The sequence below is a fragment of the Stappia indica genome (genome assembly GCF_009789575.1).
GTDB classification, from domain to species: Bacteria; Pseudomonadota; Alphaproteobacteria; order Rhizobiales; family Stappiaceae; genus Stappia; species Stappia indica_A.
Genome location: NZ_CP046908.1, coordinates 235,098 through 251,480, shown reverse-complemented (window position 1 = coordinate 251,480; position 16,383 = coordinate 235,098). Strand labels below are relative to the sequence as shown.

The window sequence follows — 16,383 nt, the reverse complement described above, 5'->3', positions numbered from 1 at the left end:
GCGCCCGCATCCGCATTGTCGCAAGGGCGCTCCGAATCCGGGTCCCCTGCAGAACGCGCCGGACGCCGTCCGGTTCCCGAAGGGAAAAGCGCTGCCCAGGCCGGGTGGAGAGGGCGCGCGGTTGACCGCGCGGCAGGGGAGGGATATGAGCCGAAACCCTGTACCAACGCCATCTTTCACCGGGTTTTTGCAAGGCCATGCGCGTCGACGATTTCGACTTCGAGCTGCCGCCGGAGCGCATTGCGCTGCGTCCGGCCCGACCGCGCGATGCCGCGCGCCTGCTGGTGGTGCGCCCGAATGGCGAGCCGGTGCTGGACGATCGCGGCGTGCGCGACCTGCCCATGCTGCTGGAGCCGGGCGATGCGCTGGTCTTCAACGACACGCGGGTGATCCCGGCGCAGCTGGAAGGCACCCGCACGCGCGGCGAGGCGGTGGCGCGGATCGGTGCGACGCTGCACCTGCGCGCAGGCGAGGACCGCTGGTGGGCCTTCGTGCGCCCTGCCAAGAAGCTGGTCGTCGGCGACCGCGTGCAGTTCGGCGTGCAGTCCGGGGGGGAAGGCAAGGCCTGCCTGCTGGGCACGCTGGACGCGACGGTCGCGGAAAAGCGCGACACGGGCGAAGTGCTGCTCGCCTTCGACCTCTCCGGCCCGATGCTGGACGAGGCCATCGCCGCCGTCGGCCATATCCCGCTGCCGCCGTATATTGCGGCCAAGCGCGGCGAGGACGAGCAGGACCGGCAGGACTACCAGACGATCTTTGCGGAAAAGGACGGGGCCGTCGCCGCGCCGACCGCCGGGCTGCACTTCACCGACGAGTTGCTGGCGGCGCTGGACGCGCGCGGCATCGAGCGGCACCGGGTGACGCTGCATGTGGGGGCGGGCACGTTCCTTCCCGTCAAGGCGGACGACACCGACGAGCACCGCATGCATGCCGAATGGGGCGAGGTGAGCACTGAGACGGTCGCCGCCCTGCGCGCCGTGCGGGCGCGCGGCAACAAGGTCGTCGCCATCGGCACCACCTCGCTGCGCATCCTGGAAAGCGCGGCGCAGGGCGAGGAGGGCCTGGCGCCCTTTGCCGGCGAGACCTCGATCTTCATCACGCCGGGCTACCGGTTCCGGGCCATCGACGCGTTGATGACCAATTTCCACCTGCCGCGCTCGACCCTGTTCATGCTGGTGTCGGCGCTGTCGGGCCTCGACACGATGCGCGCGGCCTATGCCCATGCCATCGCGACCGGCTATCGCTTCTATTCCTATGGCGATGGCTCGCTTCTCTTCCCCAAGGATCCTGCATGACCGCGCCCTTTTCCTTCCGCCTTCTCGCGACCGACGGCATGGCCCGGCGCGGCGAGATCGTCACGCCGCACGGGCGGGTCGCAACGCCGGCCTTCATGCCGGTGGGGACGCAGGCGACCGTGAAGGCGATGTATCCTGACCAGGTGCGGGAGCTGGGCGCCGACGTGGTGCTGGGCAACACCTATCACCTGATGCTGCGGCCGGGCGCCGAGCGCATCGCCCGGCTCGGCGGGCTGCACACCTTCATGAACTGGCCGCACACGATCCTCACCGATTCCGGCGGCTTCCAGGTGATGTCGCTGGCGCAGCTGCGCAAGCTGACCGAGGATGGCGTCACCTTCCAGAGCCATATCGACGGCTCGCGCCATGTGATGACGCCGGAGCGCTCGGTCGAGATCCAGCAGCTGCTCGGCTCCGACATCCAGATGCAGCTCGACGAGTGCATCGCGCTGCCGGCGCCGCGCGAGGACGTGGAGCGCGCCATGCGCCTGTCGCTCCGCTGGGCCGAGCGTTCGCGCGCGCAGTTCGAGACGATGGGCGGGCCGGGGCGCGGCCAGGCGCTCTACGGCATCGTGCAGGGCGGCGACGTGCCGGACCTGCGGATTGCCTCGGCGCAGGCACTGGGGGAGATGCCGTTCGAGGGCTATTCCGTCGGCGGGCTGGCGGTCGGCGAGCCGCAGGACGTGATGCTGGCGATGCTGGAGGTGACGACGCCGGCAATGCCCGTGGACAAGCCGCGCTACCTGATGGGCGTCGGCACGCCGGAAGACATCCTGGAGAGCGTTGCGCGCGGCATCGACCAGTTCGACTGCGTGATGCCGACGCGTGCCGGCCGCCATGGCCTCGCCTATACGCGCTACGGCAAGGTGAACCTGAAGAACGCCCGCCATGCGGACGATCCGCGCCCGCTGGACGAGGCCTCGGACTGCCCGGCGGCGCGGGACTATTCGCGCGCCTATCTGCACCATCTGGTGAAGGCCGGCGAGGGGCTGGCCGCCATGCTGCTGACCTGGACCAATCTCGCCTACTACCAGACATTGATGCGCGAGATGCGCGCGGCGATCGAGGACGGCCGGTTCGAGGACTTCCGGGCGAAGACGCGCGAGGATTGGGCCCGCGGCGACCTGGCGCCGCTCGACTGACAGAGAGGCGACCTGGCGCCGCTGGACTAGCAAAGAGGCGATTTGGCGCCGCTCGACTAACAGAGAGGCGACCTGGCGCCGTTGGATTTAGACTTCGGCGACCTGATGCCTCAGGCCGAGGCGCCGGGGCTCTTGGTCAGCACGCAGCCGGCGATCTTCCAGCTTCCGTCGCCCTGTTGCTCGAACGTGTAGAGCGCCAGCCAGTCGGTGCCGCCGCTGTCGGTGAGGAAGACCTCCTGCACGGGACCGCGCGAGGTCTCGCGCAACCGGCCGAACGTCACCGAGCGCGGCGCGACGACCGGGGCATATCCGCGCTTCACCATCTGCATGAACCGGTCCGGCGAGGGGAACATCTGCCGGATCGCCGGGGCGGCATAGCCATAGGCCGCCGTGGCATCGCCCGCGCGCATCGCGGCGATCTGGCCCTCGACCAGGGCACGCAGGGAGGCGGCGTCATCGGCGCGGGCCGGCGCGGCAAGGACGCCAAGCGCAAGCAGCGCGGCGCAAAGCCAGGACGGGAACGACAGGTTCGGCGTGAAGCGGGGCAGGGCGGCAAGCGGCATGACGGCCTCCGGCTGGTTGGCCTTCCGCCGCGCCGGCGGAGGCGGGACAGGCGGATCTCGCAGGATCTGGCCCGCGAACACCGCCACTGCCTGACCTTACGCAAGCAAGCGCCCGCCGGATGCCGCAGACAGCGCAAAGGCAGGATCTTTACCTCCCGTTCAGACAAGGGCAGCTAACAATCGTCAGACAATTGCCCGACTGCCGGAAATTGCCGCCGGCGTGCCCGCGAGTTGACACATGCGCCACAAGCCGACTGTGCGCGGGGAAATCCGCTCCGCCCCGAGAGCCTCCTGCACCATCCCGGCGATCATCGTCGACCGGGGCGTGTCGATCTCCTGCCTTGTCGAGGATCTCAGCATCACCGGCTGCCGCGTACGCATGAAGGGCCACTCGGCGCTCAGCAAGCGGTTCGTCTTCGAGTTTCCCAAGCGCGCCATCAAGGTCGAGGCCGAGCTCGTCTGGATGAACGGCGACGAGGCCGGCATCCGCTTCCTGCACAAGAAGACGGGCGAGGAAAAGCCGGACGGCAAGATGGCCGACACGCCGTCGTCGAACGACCAGATCGAGATCGGCTAGGTCGTGAACTCATAAATGATGGAAGACCGATGTCCGCTTTCGGCGCCACCTCTATCGCGGTTCATTTAACCGCGTAGGCCTGTTGTGGAACTCGGACGGCCGCGTCGCGCGCTGCCGCTCGGAGCGGTTCTCTGCGTCCGGCAGGCCATCAACGCTCCACGTCCTTAGCTGACATCACACAAACAATAAAAGCCCGGGCGAATAACGCCCGGGCCTGTAATGTCGGCGGATCTGGTTGAGCTGCTCTCCAAGCCTGACCGATCGAGACGCGCATGTGTATCAGTTCGCGAGTTGCACTTCCGGCTGCTTCCATGTGCCATCGAGCACGGACGCCTCTGGATAGTAGACCCGCAGCACCGCCATGTAGGGACCCTTCGGTGCGGGCAGCCAGTTCTTGGCCTTAGCTCCTTCGGGTTTCGTTGCCGAGAGGTAGATCGATATGCTGCCGTCGGCCTCCGTCACCAGATCAGGAACCATGGGGGAGTTGACCAGATAACGGTCAATCGGGTTGGCCACGAGAAACTGCTGCGGCAGGTCGTACATGGTAATCGACCAGAACGCTTTCGCGGGCGGAAGCTGACCCTTTTCAAATCGCATCACATAGCTAGTCTCGCCCGAGAGCGGCTTGCCATCCGCCGCTTCTCCGAAAAGGCCATAGTAGGCCTCTTCCTTTGAATTCCCGAGAATTCCCATCTGGGCGCCCACTGCACGGTTCACATAGTCACCATTGATGAAAGCCCGTGTCCCGAACAGGTTCTCCGAAGTCTCAGTTGTCTTTCGGCGCGCGTCAATCTCTGCCTGCCCGTCGACCATTCCAGCCTTCAGCGCCTCAGCCATTTTGCTCGACAAGGAGGCGATGTCGATCTTTTCGCCCGGAACGATGCCGATCTGGGCAAAGCGGTCCCGCAGATCCTTTTCATCGGGAAGAACCGGGACGTACTGAAGTATGAAGGACAGCAGATTGAACAGTTCAAGCGAGGTCCGTTCATCGGCGGCAGACAGAGGTGTTGCGAAGTTCACGGGCGTCGCGGCGGCCGGGGCCGGAGTTCCCGCAAAGGCGGAAAGCGGTGCGAGCTTGTATTCCGCTTGAATCGCGCGGACCTTGTCGATGTCCTTCGGGCCAAACAGTTGTGTGCGGTAGATCGCCAGCACGAAGTCCGTCTCGGCCTGAATGACTTTGGCGATGCCTTCTGGCGTCTCGCCCTTCCAGCCCGGACCGGCGATCAGAAAGCTGCCACCGTCATTTCCGGTTGCACGGGTGCCAAGATAATCGAAGTTATACGTGTAGGAGTCGACCAACTGAACCGAGTAGTAGCGTTTCGCTTCGATCTTCGGCAAGGTCAGTACAATCGGTTCGGCTCGCAAATCAAGCCAGCAAAAGGAATACGGCGTGTCCGAGTTGGGGGTCTGCACGGCCGTGTCGGCAGGTGTGTAGACGTTGGCCTCGCTGTACAGACCGTTCGGCGGTCCCTTGTATTCCCTGCTCTTCTCATTGACGAAGTAAGCCCACATGATGCGGTAGCAATCCACCATGGGGAAGCCATAGATATAGGCCTCCTTCGCGATGGCGCGGGCCACTTCGGGGGAAACGGTAATGGCGGCCCGAGCGGGAAGTCCGATTACCCCTGCGGCTGTGAACGCAATGGCGGAGCTGGCGACCTGCGTAAATCTGCGGCGGGTTATCTTCATTGTCCCCTCGTTTTACAGCGCTGAATGTGTTGAGGGTAATCTCAGTTTTCTTTTCACGTGTTGATGTGGATCATTGTAGAAAGTTTGCTTGTCTGCTCCGGGCTCAAAGCGGCCGAGCAACCTTGTCGCCGGGATCGAAATCCACCGCGTTAGAAACGCGCCAGAAGCGCAGGTGTAGGCCAGCCGTCCGCGGGGAGGCCGAGGCGCAGCTGTTCGGCCCGCACCGCCGCACGGGTGCCGGCGCCCAGGATGCCGTCGATCTTGCCGACGTCGTGGCCCCTTGCGGCAAGCTTTTCCTGCAACTGCCGCATCTGCGCGTCCGACAGGCCGGGCTCCGGATTGCCCGGATCGTAGCGGGATGCGCCGGCGAGCCGCGTTGCCAGATAGGCGGCGGTCGTCGTGTAGATGAACGACTGGTTCCACTCCAGATAGACGCGGAAATTCGGGTAGGCGAGGAAGGCCGGGCCCTTGTGGCCCTGCGGCATCAAGAGGGCGGCGGGAAGGTTCGCCGCAGGCAGGCGGCCCTCGCGGGCGGTGACGCCGGCCCTGGCCCATTCGCCGACGGTGGTGTCGAAGTTGAGGCCGGTCTTTTCCCAGGGCAGGCTGGCGGGCAGCTTCACCTCGGTCAGCCAGGGCTCGCCGGCGCGCCAGCCGAGGCTCTTGATGAAGCCGGCGGCGGTGAGGATCGTGTCCGGCGCGCTGTTCTTCAGGTCGACATGGTTGTCGCCGTCGCCGTCCTTGCCGAAGCGGATGATGTCCTCGGGCAGCATCTGCACCTGGCCGATCTCGCCGGCCCAGGCGCCGGTGGTGCGGGCCGGGTCGAGGTCGCCATGGGCGACCATCTCGATGGCGGCGAGAAGCTGCGGGCGGAAGAGCTGGGGCCGCCGGCAGTCATGGGCGAGCGTCGCCAGCGCGTTCACCGTGTTGAAGTCGCCCTGGACGGCGCCGAAATCCGTCTCCAGCGCCCAGAAGGCGGTGATCACCGGGGCGGGCACGCCGTAGTCGGCCTCGGCGCGGGCGAAGGTCCTGGCGAACTTCTTCATGTTGCCGGCGCCGTGCTTCAGCCGGTAGCCGCTGACCGAGCGCTTGGAGAAGGTCAGGAAATCCTGCTTGAAGACGCCTTGCGCGCGGTCGCGCGAGAGCACCGTCCTGTCGATCTGCGCGCCGCCCAGCGTCTTGCGGATCGCCGCATCCGGCAGCCCCTTGGTGCGGGCCTCGTCGGCGACGCCGTTCAGAAACGCGCCGAAGTCGCCGCCGCACGGCGTGTTGGCCATGGCGGGCGCGGCAGAAAGCAGCGCGGCAGCGCAGGCGGCGGCAAGGGAAAGGCGGGAAAGTGAGGGGCGGGGAAGGCGGCAGATCATCGGCGGGCCCTTTCGGCTGGACGAGTCGCCCGGCGAGTTTGCGGGAACCGACGGCGCACAAACAAGTGCGCGGCGGCAAAAATCCGCTCAGCCCGCGCAGGAACGGGTTTGCTGCTCGTTGAGATACTCCACCGCCGCCTCGAAGGGGATGGGACGGCAGAACAGGAAGCCCTGGCCGAACTGGCAGCCGCGCTGAAGCAGGTAGCGGGCCTGGGCGCGTGTCTCGATCCCTTCCGCCACCACGACGGCGCCGAGGCCGGAGGCGATCGCCAGGAAGCCGTCGATGATCACCTCGGCCGAGCGGTCGCGACCGATGCCGTGGACGAACTCGCAGTCGATCTTCAACTCGTGGATGGTGAATTCGCGCAGGTGCTTGAACGAGCCGTAGCCGGTGCCGAAATCGTCCATCGAGATGCGGATGCCGAGGGCCGCGAGCATGTCGACATTGTCGCGGATCGTCTCCGCGGCGCGAGCGATGAACACGTCCTCGGTGATCTCCAGCGTGATCAGACGGGCGAGCGGCTGGTTCTCCATCACCAGCCGGCGCAGCTCGTCCATGCCGCTGCGGGTGGCGAGCATGGATTCCTCCAGGTTCAGCGACACGCCGCCGCTGTCGAGGCCGAGCTCGCCAAAGCGCTTGAGATCGGCAACCGCCTGGCGGGCCATCTGCATGGTGAAGTCGGCCTGCAGGCCGAAACTGTCGATCCGGGGCAGGAACTTGTCGGGCGTCAGCAGTCCGCGCTGGGGATGGCGCCAGCGGGCCAGCGCCTCGAAGCCGGCATGGCCGTTGTCGGCGAGCGCGACCTTGGGCTGGTAATGCAGCACGAACTCGCCCTCGCGCAGGGCCCGCTCGATCTCCTCCTTGTCCTCCAGCCCGTAGCGCTGCGGCGCCATCTGCGGCGAATAGACCGCGTAGGAGGGGCGCTTTTCCTGCTTGGCGACATACATCGCCCGGTCGGCCGCACCCATCAGCGCCTGCGCGCCGCCCGGCACGGACTGGCTGCCGGCAACGCCGATGCTGGCGCCGACCCTGAGCTCGCGCGGGCCATGGCGCACCGGATTGACCGTCGCCTCCAGCACGCGCTTGGCGAAGTGCTCCGGATCGCGGCTGCCCTCCTGCGACACGATGACGATGGCGAATTCGTCGCCGCCGAGGCGCGCGACCATGTCGCCGGGGCGCACCAGGTTGCGGTAGCGCTGCGCCAGCACCTTCAGCACCGTATCGCCGGCCTCGTGGCCGTAGGCGTCGTTGATCGGCTTGAAACTGTCGAGATCGACCAGCAGGAAGATCAGCTCGCCGTCGGGACCGACCGCCTGTGCCGCCTTGTCGAGATAGGCGTCGAAGGCCTTGCGGTTGGCAACGCCGGTCAGCCCGTCATGGGCGGCGATGAACTCCAGCTCCGCCTGCTTCTGCTCGCGCTCCTGCGCCAGCTCGCGGTTGCTGACCAAGGCGCGCTGCAGCTCCTGCACCGAGACGGCAATGCTGCCGATCTCGTCGCGCCGGGCCGTGTGGGGGACGGGTGTCGCAAGGTCTCCTTGCAGCAGTGCCCGGATGGTCCGCACCAGACCGGTCACCGGCCGGATGATCGCGCGCGAGGCGGCGATGCTGGCGGCAACGGCGACGAAGGCTCCCAGCAGCGACAGGATGACGAAGTTGCGGATCAACCGGTCGGACGTCGCCGCGGCCTCTTCGGTCGCCTGGCGAAACTGCTCGGACGCGTTGCTGCCGAGGGCTTGGGCCTGGGCCTCCACCTCGGCATAGGTCTTGTGGCCGCCGCGGGTGGCGACGGCGCCGAGCGTGGCGTTGCGCAGGATCAGCAGCACCGCCTGCGAGGTGTTCTGGCGATAGATGCCGAACGCCTCGCGGAGCTTGTCGACGCCCTCGAGCTCCGCGCCTTCCAGCATCGCGATGTCGGTCGCTGCCCGCTCGAGGCCGTAATTGATGGACCGCAGCGTCCCTTCAAGCTCGGCCCCGCGCACGCCGATCTCGCTCCACATGGAGAGCTTGTAGAGATTGGCCTCGACGCTCGCCAGGTGATGCGAGACCTCGTAGGCGCGGTCGAGCACCGCCTCCAGCCGGGACAGGTTGGTGATGATGGCCACGCGCTGCGTGGTCAATGCCTGCCAGGCAAGCACCGTCATCGCGGCCAGCGCGATCAGGCTGACCAGCGGCGCGGCCATCACCTTTGCCGTGACCGGCCAGTTGGAAAACCGCAGGCGCCCGATCAGGCTATCCGGTCGGCGCATCTTCGAATGCCCCTGCACACAGGATCCGCTCGTCGTCGTCCAGCATGAAACACGTGTGATATCCCGCCGCCGAGCGGGCCGTCCTGGGATGGGGGAAGAGAAGCAGGAACACCTTGTCTCCCGTGCCGCTTGCCGAGGCCTCGGCAAGCTGGGTCCAGAACCGTCCCTCGATATCGGTGATGTTAGACACGTCGATGCCGACGAGCTCCGGGTGGCCGGTGTCGAACCAGCTGACGCCGTCGGTGGTGACGCCCCAAAGGTGCAGACCGTTGGCCTCGCGCGTCCAGGGCGGCGACAGGAAATCCTTCAAGGCGGCATCGAGACCGGCCTCGTCGATATGGCGGCGGGCGAGATCCGCCAGCTCCACGACGTCGCCGCGGACCCGCTCCAGATCAGATCCCGCAGCCCGCCCGGCAAGAGCGGCGGCCGCGTCGAGCGTCGTCTGCTGCTGCGGGTCGCTGTCGGCAAGCGCCGCCCCCGGCAGGACGGCGAAAGCAGCCAGAATCGCAATCCGGACCGCATTGCGGGCAGCGGCAGGGGCGCGAAGGGATTCTGGCATCGTCATCTCCGGTCTCCCCCAAACAGAAACGGATACCCGCGAGTCGTGAAAGCGCCTTTAAGGCAATTGTTTCAATTTTTATGAGTTGCGACCGACCGCCATCGTTCGTCCGGCATTCGGCCTCGCAGTCTCGCGGCGCCAGCGTCAGTTTTCCTGATGGCAGGATTGTGGCAGATTCCGTTTGACTGTTCGCCCCTCAGCCTGCTTGCTGCCAGTCACTTCGGCAGCCCCTTACGTTCCGGCCCCCATGAGCAGCATCGACACATCACCGTCCCCGAGCGAGGCTTCAACGAGCGGCAATGGCCCGATCTCGCCGCAGTCGCGCCGCCACCTGCAGATGCGCAAGGACATCCTGCGCACTCATCCGGAGCTGCGCACGCTGGCCGGGCCGGACTGGCGCACCGTGCTGTTCGTGCCCGTGCTGCTGGCGCTGCATTGGGGCGTTGCCTGGGCGGTGTCGGACAGCAACCTGCTGGTGGTGTTCCTCGCCGCCTTCCTGATCGGCCAGTTCGTCATCCATGCGGCCGGCGCCCTGGTGCACGAGACGGCGCACCGGCTGATCTTTCGCGGCGAAAAGGCGAAGCTCGCCTTCGACCTGGGGCTGGAGACGATCCTCGGCTCGTTCGGCAAGCAGCTGACCTACCAGCACGAGCACCTGTCGAGCCATCACCCCTATATCGGCGACTACGAGCGCGACTACGAACACGAGGACCTGTGCGCCTTCAAGGCACGGGAAATGCTGGTGGAAGGGCGGCCGCGCCTGCAGCGGGTGCTGACGGTGGCAACGCTGGTCGTCCACCTGCTGCCGTTCGGCTTCATCATCTCGGACGAGATCTTCCCGCGGCTCTACGAGCGGCTGACGGGCCGGGTGTCGCGCGACCGCCAGCGCCATATCGGCTCGACCCGCGCGCCCGCATGGCAGCGGCGGCTGTTCATCGGCTGGTCCATCGGCGTCAACCTGGTGCTGCTGGCGGCCTTCGGCTGGCTCGGCTGGCTCTATCACAACTGGGCGCTGTCGATCTTTCTGGGCAAGTGCGGCATCTCGAATCTCGGCCAGTCCTTGAGCGAGCATCCGGGCGACGACGACGAGGTGCCGACGCGCTCCACCTATGGCTGGGTCAACCGGCTGTTCTTCAACACCGGCTATCACAACGAGCACCACACGTTCCCGAACGTGCCCTGGACGCGGCTGCCGGAGCTGACGAAGACGGCGCCGGAGGCCTTCACGGCACGCTCGGACCGCTCCTATCTCGGCTGTTGGTGGGACCATGTGCGGCGCGATTTCGCCACCTCGCGGCGCAATCCGCAGCAAGGCGAGAACCAGGACCTGCGCTGCCCGCGGGCGGGCGCATCCTGACCCGGCGGGCCTTCAGAACCGGAAGGTGACGCCGGCCAGCGGGCCGCTCATGTCGATGTCGAGCTTCATGCCGCCGCGATCATAGTCGAAGGCCATGTGCCGGTAGCCGGCCGACAGGAAGACGCGATCGTTGATCCGGTAGTTGAGCGTGCCGACCGCCTGCCAGGTGACCTCAGAGCCAACCCCGAAGCCGCCGACATCCGCAAGGGCAATGACCGACCAGTCGGGCGCGAATTGCCACCGCGCCCGTGCGGCCAGCACCGGATCGGCCCAGGTGTCGCTCTTGCTGGCGGCAAGGCCGGTGCCGCGGATATTGACGCTGGCATCGATATGCCACAGGCGGACGCCGGCCAGCAGGTCGAGCGTGAACTCGGGCCGGTCGACCACGGAATAACCGCCGGCGAGCGTCGCCGAGAGTTGCCGCACCTGGCCGTGCACATCGAAGCCGAAGGGTGCGAAGGGCAGGGCGATCCGGTCCTGCTCGGTAACGGCCGACCAGGTGAAATCGCCGAAGATCACGAAGCGGTCGTAGCGGGCCGTGCCGGTGAGGAAGAAGGCGCCGTCGAGATTTTCGAGGATGTCGCTGAAGCGGCGGTCGAAGGAGGCCGTCGGCAGGAACGGGCGCGGCCGGATGCTGCCCGACAGGGAGGGCGCCCAGGCATAAGGCGTGACCTGGAAGCGCCAGCCGTCCTCGGCATGGGCAGGGCGCGCCAGCAACTGGGCCGAAACGAGCAGCGCCGGCACAAGGGCGGCAAGGACCCGCGCCCGACGGGCGATTCGTCGGCTGAATGTGGGCGTCGAGCCCTCAGATCCGTCGACCATGGGGCCGCTCCTTGCTTGCAACGCGTGATCCTTGCAACGCGTGCGATCCAGTCCGCAGCACGGGTGTGCTGCACAGGCGACTTGAACGCTACTGCCCCGCAGCTCCAAGCGTCAATTGCCCAGGCGGCAATTTGGCATCCTGTGTTGCCGTTGTACCCGGAAGAGTGCCAGTTTCCGGCTGCTGGGAAAGTTTGAGAAGAGCCATTTTCTTACGCTTTCATCCAGTTGTCATGCCGGTTTCACGGGCCGCGTTTACCTTGAATATTTCGTCATATCAGAACGTCTATTGTTGAAACTGACGATAGTCTTCGCTGTGGTTTGACAGTCCTGTCGAACGCGACCCACAATGGCATGCGTTCCGGCATGTCCAGCGAGGTATGTGATGCTTCTGTGCGCCTGTTGTTTCACGGGGACCCCACATCAGGACGGGCTTCCCATGGCCTGTCGCTGCGGCGCGCCGCAGACGCTTGCCGCCTATCGCCGGATCGAGGCGGATCTGTCGCGCCGGGAGTTGATCGGCGGTGCCGCGGCGGTCGTAGGCCTGTTCGCCGGTTTCGGTCTTGCTCCCTCGCGCGCCCAGACGGGCGAGCCGGGCCGGCCGCTGCTCCTCACCAATCTGCGGCTCTTCGACGGGCAGGAGCTGAGCATCCGCGACGATGTCGACATCCTGATCGAGAACGGCGTCATCTCGGCCCTGCCGCCGAAAGGCCAGGGGCCGGCCGAGGCGACCCGGCTCGATTGCGGCGGCCGCGTCGCCATGCCCGGGCTGATCGACTGCCACTGGCATTCGACGCTGGTCAGCGTTTCGCAGGTCACGGCGCTTACCGGCGACATCGCCTATGTGCACCTTCTGGCCGCGCGCGAGGCCGGGGCCACGCTGTTGCGCGGCTTCACCACCGTGCGCGACGTCGGCGGACCCGCCTTCGCGCTCAAGCGGGCGATCGATGAAGGCGTCGTCGCCGGACCGAGGATCTTTCCCTCCGGCGCCCTGGTCTCGCAGACCTCGGGGCATGGCGATTTCCGCATGCTCAACGACCTGCCGAGGGCCGACCGCGATCCGCTGAGCTATCCCGACCGGGTCGGCGTCACCGCGATCGCCGACGGCGTCGACGAGGTGCTGCGCCGGGTTCGCGAGCAGCTGATGCGCGGCGCCAGCCAGATCAAGATGATGGCCGGCGGCGGCGTGTCGTCCGCCTACGACCCGCTCGACAGCACCCAGTTCACCGAGGCGGAGCTGCGCGCCGGCGTCGACGCCGCGTCGGACTGGGGCACCTATGTCTGCGTTCACGTCTACACGCCGAAGGGCATCCAGCGCGCCATCCGCGCCGGCGTGCGCTGCATCGAGCACGGCCAGCTCGCCGACGAGGAGACCATCGCGATGATGGCCGACGAAGGCATCTGGTGGTCGTTGCAGCCCTTCCTCACCGACGAGGACGCCAATGTCTACGCCGATCCGCGCATGCGCGCCGACCAGCAACGGGTCTCGGAAGGGACCGTGGGGGCCTATGCGATGGCGCGCGAGCTGGGGGTGCGCTCCGTCTTCGGCACCGATGTGCTGATGAGCCCCGGAAACGCGGCCTCGCAGGGGCGCCAGCTGGCCAAGCTCACCCGGTTCATGAGCCCGCTGGAGGCGCTGCGTGCGGCGACCGGGCGCGCCGGCGAGCTGCTTGCCATGTCGGGCGAGCGCAATCCCTACCGCGCGCCGGTCGGCGTCGTGGCGCCGGGCGCGCTCGCAGACCTGCTGGTGGTCGATGGCGAACCCGAGACGGATCTGTCGTTCCTGGGAACGCCGGACACGTCGCTGCGGCTGATCATGAAGGGCGGCGAGGTGTTCCGCTCCAGCCTGTAGCGCGCGAAGAACGCATTCAGGTACGGAGGGTCTCAAGTGGCCGGCCAGGTGCAAGGACCTGCTGCGGGTTTCTGCACACGCGCAGACCTGCTCCTAGGTGTTTCCCGGACTAGGACCTGGCTGTTCGGGAGGCCAGATTGGGGCCGGATCGTTTCTCGCCCCCGAGATCACGGATGCATGACATGACCCCGACCAGCGAGCGCGATGTCCTTGATGCCCATGCGCGCGAGGGGGGCGAGGTGCTGGCCGCGCTCGATGCCGCGCCATCCGGTCTTTCCGACGAGGAGGCTGCCTGCCGGCTGGCGACATATGGCGAGAACCGGCTGCCGGAAGCACCGCGCCGGGGCCCGCTGATCCGGCTGCTCAGCCAGTTCCACAATGTCCTGATCTATGTGCTGATCGGGGCGGCGGCCGTCACCGCGCTGCTCGGCCACTATGTCGATACCGGCGTCATCGTGGCGGTCGTCATCGTCAATGCGGTGATCGGCTTCATCCAGGAAGGGCGCGCCGAACAGGCGATGGACGCGATCCGCGACATGCTGGCGCCGCACAGTTCGGTGCTGCGCGACGGGCGCCGCAAGGGCATCGCCAGCGTTGAGATCGTGCCCGGCGACATCGTGCTGCTGGAGGCGGGCCAGCGGGTACCGGCCGACCTGCGGCTGCTGGAGGCGGCGGGCCTGCGGATCGATGAGGCGCTGCTGACGGGCGAATCCGTGCCGGCGGAAAAGGAAACGCGGACCGCGGCGGCCGACGCGCCGCTCGGCGACCGCCACGGCATGGCCTATAGCGGCACGCTGGTCACGGCCGGTACCGGGCGCGGCGTTGCCGTCGCCACCGGCCGGACCACGCAGATCGGCCGCATCAGCGGCTTGCTGTCCTCGGTGGAGACGCTGACGACGCCGCTGATCCGCCAGCTCGACAGTTTCGCCCGCTGGCTGACGCTGCTGATCCTGCTGATCGCCGGGCTGCTGCTCGCCTGGGGCTACTATGTGGTGCACATGCCCTTCGGCGAGCTGTTCATGGCCGTCGTCGGCCTGTCGGTCGCCGCGATCCCCGAAGGCCTGCCGGCGGTGCTGACCATCACGCTGGCGGTCGGCGTGCAGGCAATGGCCCGGCGCAACGCCATCGTCCGCCGCCTGCCGGCGATCGAGACGCTGGGTTCCGTCTCGGTGATCTGTTCCGACAAGACCGGCACGCTGACCCGCAACGAGATGCTGGCGGCGACCGTCGCCACCTCGCGGCACCTGTTTGCCGTGACCGGCGAGGGCTATTCGCCGGACGGCACGCTGCGGCTGGACGACCGGGATATCGCGGCAGGCGAGCACGGCGTCCTGATGGAGATCGCCCGCGCGGCCGCCCTGTGCAACGACGCCGCGCTGCATCCGCACGACGAGGGCTGGCGCACCGAGGGCGACCCGATGGAAGGGGCGCTGATGGCGCTGTCCGCCAAGATCTCGGGCGAGGGCCACGCGCCCTTTGCCGATCACCAAAGGCTTGCCGAAATACCCTTCGATGCGGCGCATCGCTATATGGCCGTGCGCCATCGCAGCCCCGACGGCCGAACGGAGCTGCATGTCAAGGGCGCCCCAGAACAGGTGCTGGCGATGTGCGCCGGCCAGCGGACCCCGCAAGGGGGAAGCGAACCGCTGGACAAGGCCTTCTGGACCCGGGAGATGGATGCGATCGCGCAGAAGGGCCAGCGGGTGCTGGCGCTGGCGACCCTCGACGAGGACGGGCAGCCCTCTGGCGATCCGGCCGTGCTGCGCAAGGAGGAACTGGCCGGGCGCCTCGTCATTCTCGGCCTTGTCGGGCTGATCGACCCGCCGCGCCCCGAGGCGGTCGTCGCCGTCGCCGAGTGCCACGGCGCCGGCATCCGGGTGAAGATGATCACCGGCGACCATGCCGGCACGGCAGCGGCCATCGGCCGGCAGATCGGCCTGAAGAACCCGCACCGGGTGCTGACGGGCAACGATCTCGACGCGATGGACGACGCGGAGCTTTCGGCGCAGGTGGTGGAGACCGATATTTTCGCCCGCACCAGCCCGGAGCACAAGCTGCGGCTGGTCACCGCGCTGCAGGCGCATGGCCTGACCGTCGCGATGACCGGCGACGGCGTCAACGATGCGCCGGCCTTGAAGCGCGCGGACGCGGGCATCGCCATGGGCCGCAAGGGCAGCGAGGCGGCGAAGGAGGCGGCCGACCTGGTGCTGGCCGACGACAATTTCGCCTCCATCGCCGCCGCCGTGCGCGAGGGGCGAACCGTCTACGACAACATCAAGAAGGTGCTGAGCTGGACCCTGCCGACGAGCGGCGGCGAGGCGTTGACCGTCGCCCTGGCGTTGCTGCTCGGCATGGCGCTGCCGATCACGGCGGTGCAGATCCTGTGGGTCAACCTGATCACCGCGGTCACGCTCGGCCTTGCGCTGGCGTTCGAGCCGACCGAGGAGGACACGATGCGCCGCCACCCGCGGCCGCGCCACCAGCCGATCCTCGGCGGCGAGCTGCTGTGGCACATCCTGCTGGTCTCGGGCCTGTTCCTGGCTGCCGTCTTCGGCATCTATTTCTATGCAGTCGACCGGGGCCATGCGCCGGAGCTGGCCCGCACCATGGCGGTGAACACGCTGGTGGTGCTGGAGATCTTCCACCTGTTCTTCATCCGCAACATCTACGGCACGTCGCTGACCTGGAAGGCGGCGAAGGGCACGCCGATGGTCTGGGCCAGCGTCATCGTCATCACGCTGGCGCAGTTCGCCATCACCTATCTGCCGCCGCTGCAGGCGATCTTCGGCACCACGGCCGTGCCGCTTTTCGACGGCGTGCTGATCGTTGCGGTGGGCGCGGTATTCTTCGCGCTGATCGAGATCGAGAAGCAGCTGCGGCTGGTAGCCCGCCGCAACGGCGGCGAGGACACCTGAAGACGGG

12 protein-coding genes are annotated in these 16,383 nt (G+C 67.3%); 6 read left to right on the top strand and 6 right to left on the bottom strand.

Features of this window, described 5'->3' with window-relative positions:
* The first annotated feature begins 197 nt into the window (after positions 1-197).
* Together queA and tgt are read left to right on the top strand one after the other, a co-directional pair.
* On the top strand, positions 198-1,295 hold the full coding sequence (gene queA, locus GH266_RS01210; protein WP_158192272.1) for a tRNA preQ1(34) S-adenosylmethionine ribosyltransferase-isomerase QueA: 1,098 nt from the start codon (positions 198-200) through the stop codon (positions 1,293-1,295).
* Positions 1,292-2,437, top strand: coding sequence for a tRNA guanosine(34) transglycosylase Tgt (tgt, locus tag GH266_RS01205; RefSeq protein ID WP_158192271.1), 1,146 nt, complete (start codon positions 1,292-1,294; stop codon positions 2,435-2,437). Before queA ends, tgt begins: the two co-directional genes overlap by 4 nt.
* Positions 2,438-2,547: 110 nt before the next feature.
* Here the strand turns inward: tgt and GH266_RS01200 are convergent, their stop codons facing one another.
* Positions 2,548-3,000: a DUF4864 domain-containing protein gene (locus tag GH266_RS01200; RefSeq protein ID WP_158192270.1), complete on the bottom strand. Its 453-nt coding sequence runs from the start codon at positions 2,998-3,000 to the stop codon at positions 2,548-2,550.
* Between the two features lie 238 nt (positions 3,001-3,238).
* Between GH266_RS01200 and GH266_RS01195 the strand changes: the two genes are divergently transcribed.
* Positions 3,239-3,577 carry a PilZ domain-containing protein gene (locus GH266_RS01195; RefSeq protein ID WP_158192269.1) on the top strand — a complete coding sequence of 113 codons (339 nt, stop codon included), beginning with the start codon at positions 3,239-3,241 and terminating at the stop codon, positions 3,575-3,577.
* A gap of 279 nt (positions 3,578-3,856) precedes the next feature.
* Here the strand turns inward: GH266_RS01195 and GH266_RS01190 are convergent, their stop codons facing one another.
* The 4 genes from GH266_RS01190 to GH266_RS01175 form a co-directional block, all read right to left on the bottom strand.
* Positions 3,857-5,266, bottom strand: coding sequence for a DUF1254 domain-containing protein (locus GH266_RS01190; protein ID WP_158192268.1), 1,410 nt, complete (start codon positions 5,264-5,266; stop codon positions 3,857-3,859).
* 149 nt (positions 5,267-5,415) lie between these two features.
* The gene (locus tag GH266_RS01185) at positions 5,416-6,627 is read right to left on the bottom strand and encodes a lytic murein transglycosylase (RefSeq protein ID WP_158192267.1); all 1,212 of its coding nucleotides are present in this window, start codon (positions 6,625-6,627) and stop codon (positions 5,416-5,418) included.
* An 87-nt stretch (positions 6,628-6,714) separates the two neighbouring features.
* Entirely contained in the window at positions 6,715-8,874 is a 2,160-nt protein-coding gene (locus tag GH266_RS01180; protein ID WP_158192266.1) for a putative bifunctional diguanylate cyclase/phosphodiesterase, read from the bottom strand.
* Entirely contained in the window at positions 8,858-9,433 is a 576-nt protein-coding gene (locus GH266_RS01175) for a hypothetical protein (protein WP_158192265.1), read from the bottom strand. The genes GH266_RS01180 and GH266_RS01175 overlap by 17 nt, the downstream gene beginning before the upstream one ends.
* A 247-nt stretch (positions 9,434-9,680) precedes the next feature.
* Between GH266_RS01175 and GH266_RS01170 the strand changes: the two genes are divergently transcribed.
* Positions 9,681-10,790, top strand: coding sequence for a fatty acid desaturase (locus tag GH266_RS01170; RefSeq protein ID WP_158192264.1), 1,110 nt, complete (start codon positions 9,681-9,683; stop codon positions 10,788-10,790).
* Between the two features lie 12 nt (positions 10,791-10,802).
* On the opposite strand, the gene GH266_RS01165 is transcribed toward GH266_RS01170, so the two are convergent.
* Positions 10,803-11,612 (bottom strand): porin family protein, encoded by an 810-nt coding sequence (locus tag GH266_RS01165; RefSeq protein WP_158192263.1) that lies wholly within the window; start codon positions 11,610-11,612, stop codon positions 10,803-10,805.
* A gap of 436 nt (positions 11,613-12,048) precedes the next feature.
* On the opposite strand from GH266_RS01165, the gene GH266_RS01160 reads away from it, so the two are divergent.
* On the top strand, positions 12,049-13,461 hold the full coding sequence (locus GH266_RS01160; RefSeq protein WP_158192262.1) for a metal-dependent hydrolase family protein: 1,413 nt from the start codon (positions 12,049-12,051) through the stop codon (positions 13,459-13,461).
* Positions 13,462-13,634: 173 nt separating this feature from the next.
* A complete protein-coding gene (locus GH266_RS01155; RefSeq protein ID WP_425329556.1) occupies positions 13,635-16,376 on the top strand; it encodes an HAD-IC family P-type ATPase in 2,742 nt (913 codons plus the stop codon).
* The last annotated feature ends 7 nt before the right edge of the window (positions 16,377-16,383 follow it).

What these genes read in the sequence shown, in the direction of transcription:
- GH266_RS01160 (WP_158192262.1), top strand. Translation starts at nt 12,049, where the DNA reads ATGGCCTGTCGCTGCGGCGCGCCGCAGACGCTTGCCGCCTATCGCCGG.
- GH266_RS01190 (WP_158192268.1), bottom strand. Translation starts at nt 5,266, where the DNA reads ATGAAGATAACCCGCCGCAGATTTACGCAGGTCGCCAGCTCCGCCATT.
- GH266_RS01200 (WP_158192270.1), bottom strand. Translation starts at nt 3,000, where the DNA reads ATGCCGCTTGCCGCCCTGCCCCGCTTCACGCCGAACCTGTCGTTCCCG.
- GH266_RS01175 (WP_158192265.1), bottom strand. Translation starts at nt 9,433, where the DNA reads ATGCCAGAATCCCTTCGCGCCCCTGCCGCTGCCCGCAATGCGGTCCGG.
- GH266_RS01155 (WP_425329556.1), top strand. Translation starts at nt 13,635, where the DNA reads ATGCATGACATGACCCCGACCAGCGAGCGCGATGTCCTTGATGCCCAT.
- GH266_RS01185 (WP_158192267.1), bottom strand. Translation starts at nt 6,627, where the DNA reads ATGATCTGCCGCCTTCCCCGCCCCTCACTTTCCCGCCTTTCCCTTGCC.
- GH266_RS01170 (WP_158192264.1), top strand. Translation starts at nt 9,681, where the DNA reads ATGAGCAGCATCGACACATCACCGTCCCCGAGCGAGGCTTCAACGAGC.
- queA (WP_158192272.1), top strand. Translation starts at nt 198, where the DNA reads ATGCGCGTCGACGATTTCGACTTCGAGCTGCCGCCGGAGCGCATTGCG.
- GH266_RS01165 (WP_158192263.1), bottom strand. Translation starts at nt 11,612, where the DNA reads ATGGTCGACGGATCTGAGGGCTCGACGCCCACATTCAGCCGACGAATC.
- GH266_RS01180 (WP_158192266.1), bottom strand. Translation starts at nt 8,874, where the DNA reads ATGCGCCGACCGGATAGCCTGATCGGGCGCCTGCGGTTTTCCAACTGG.
- tgt (WP_158192271.1), top strand. Translation starts at nt 1,292, where the DNA reads ATGACCGCGCCCTTTTCCTTCCGCCTTCTCGCGACCGACGGCATGGCC.
- GH266_RS01195 (WP_158192269.1), top strand. Translation starts at nt 3,239, where the DNA reads ATGCGCCACAAGCCGACTGTGCGCGGGGAAATCCGCTCCGCCCCGAGA.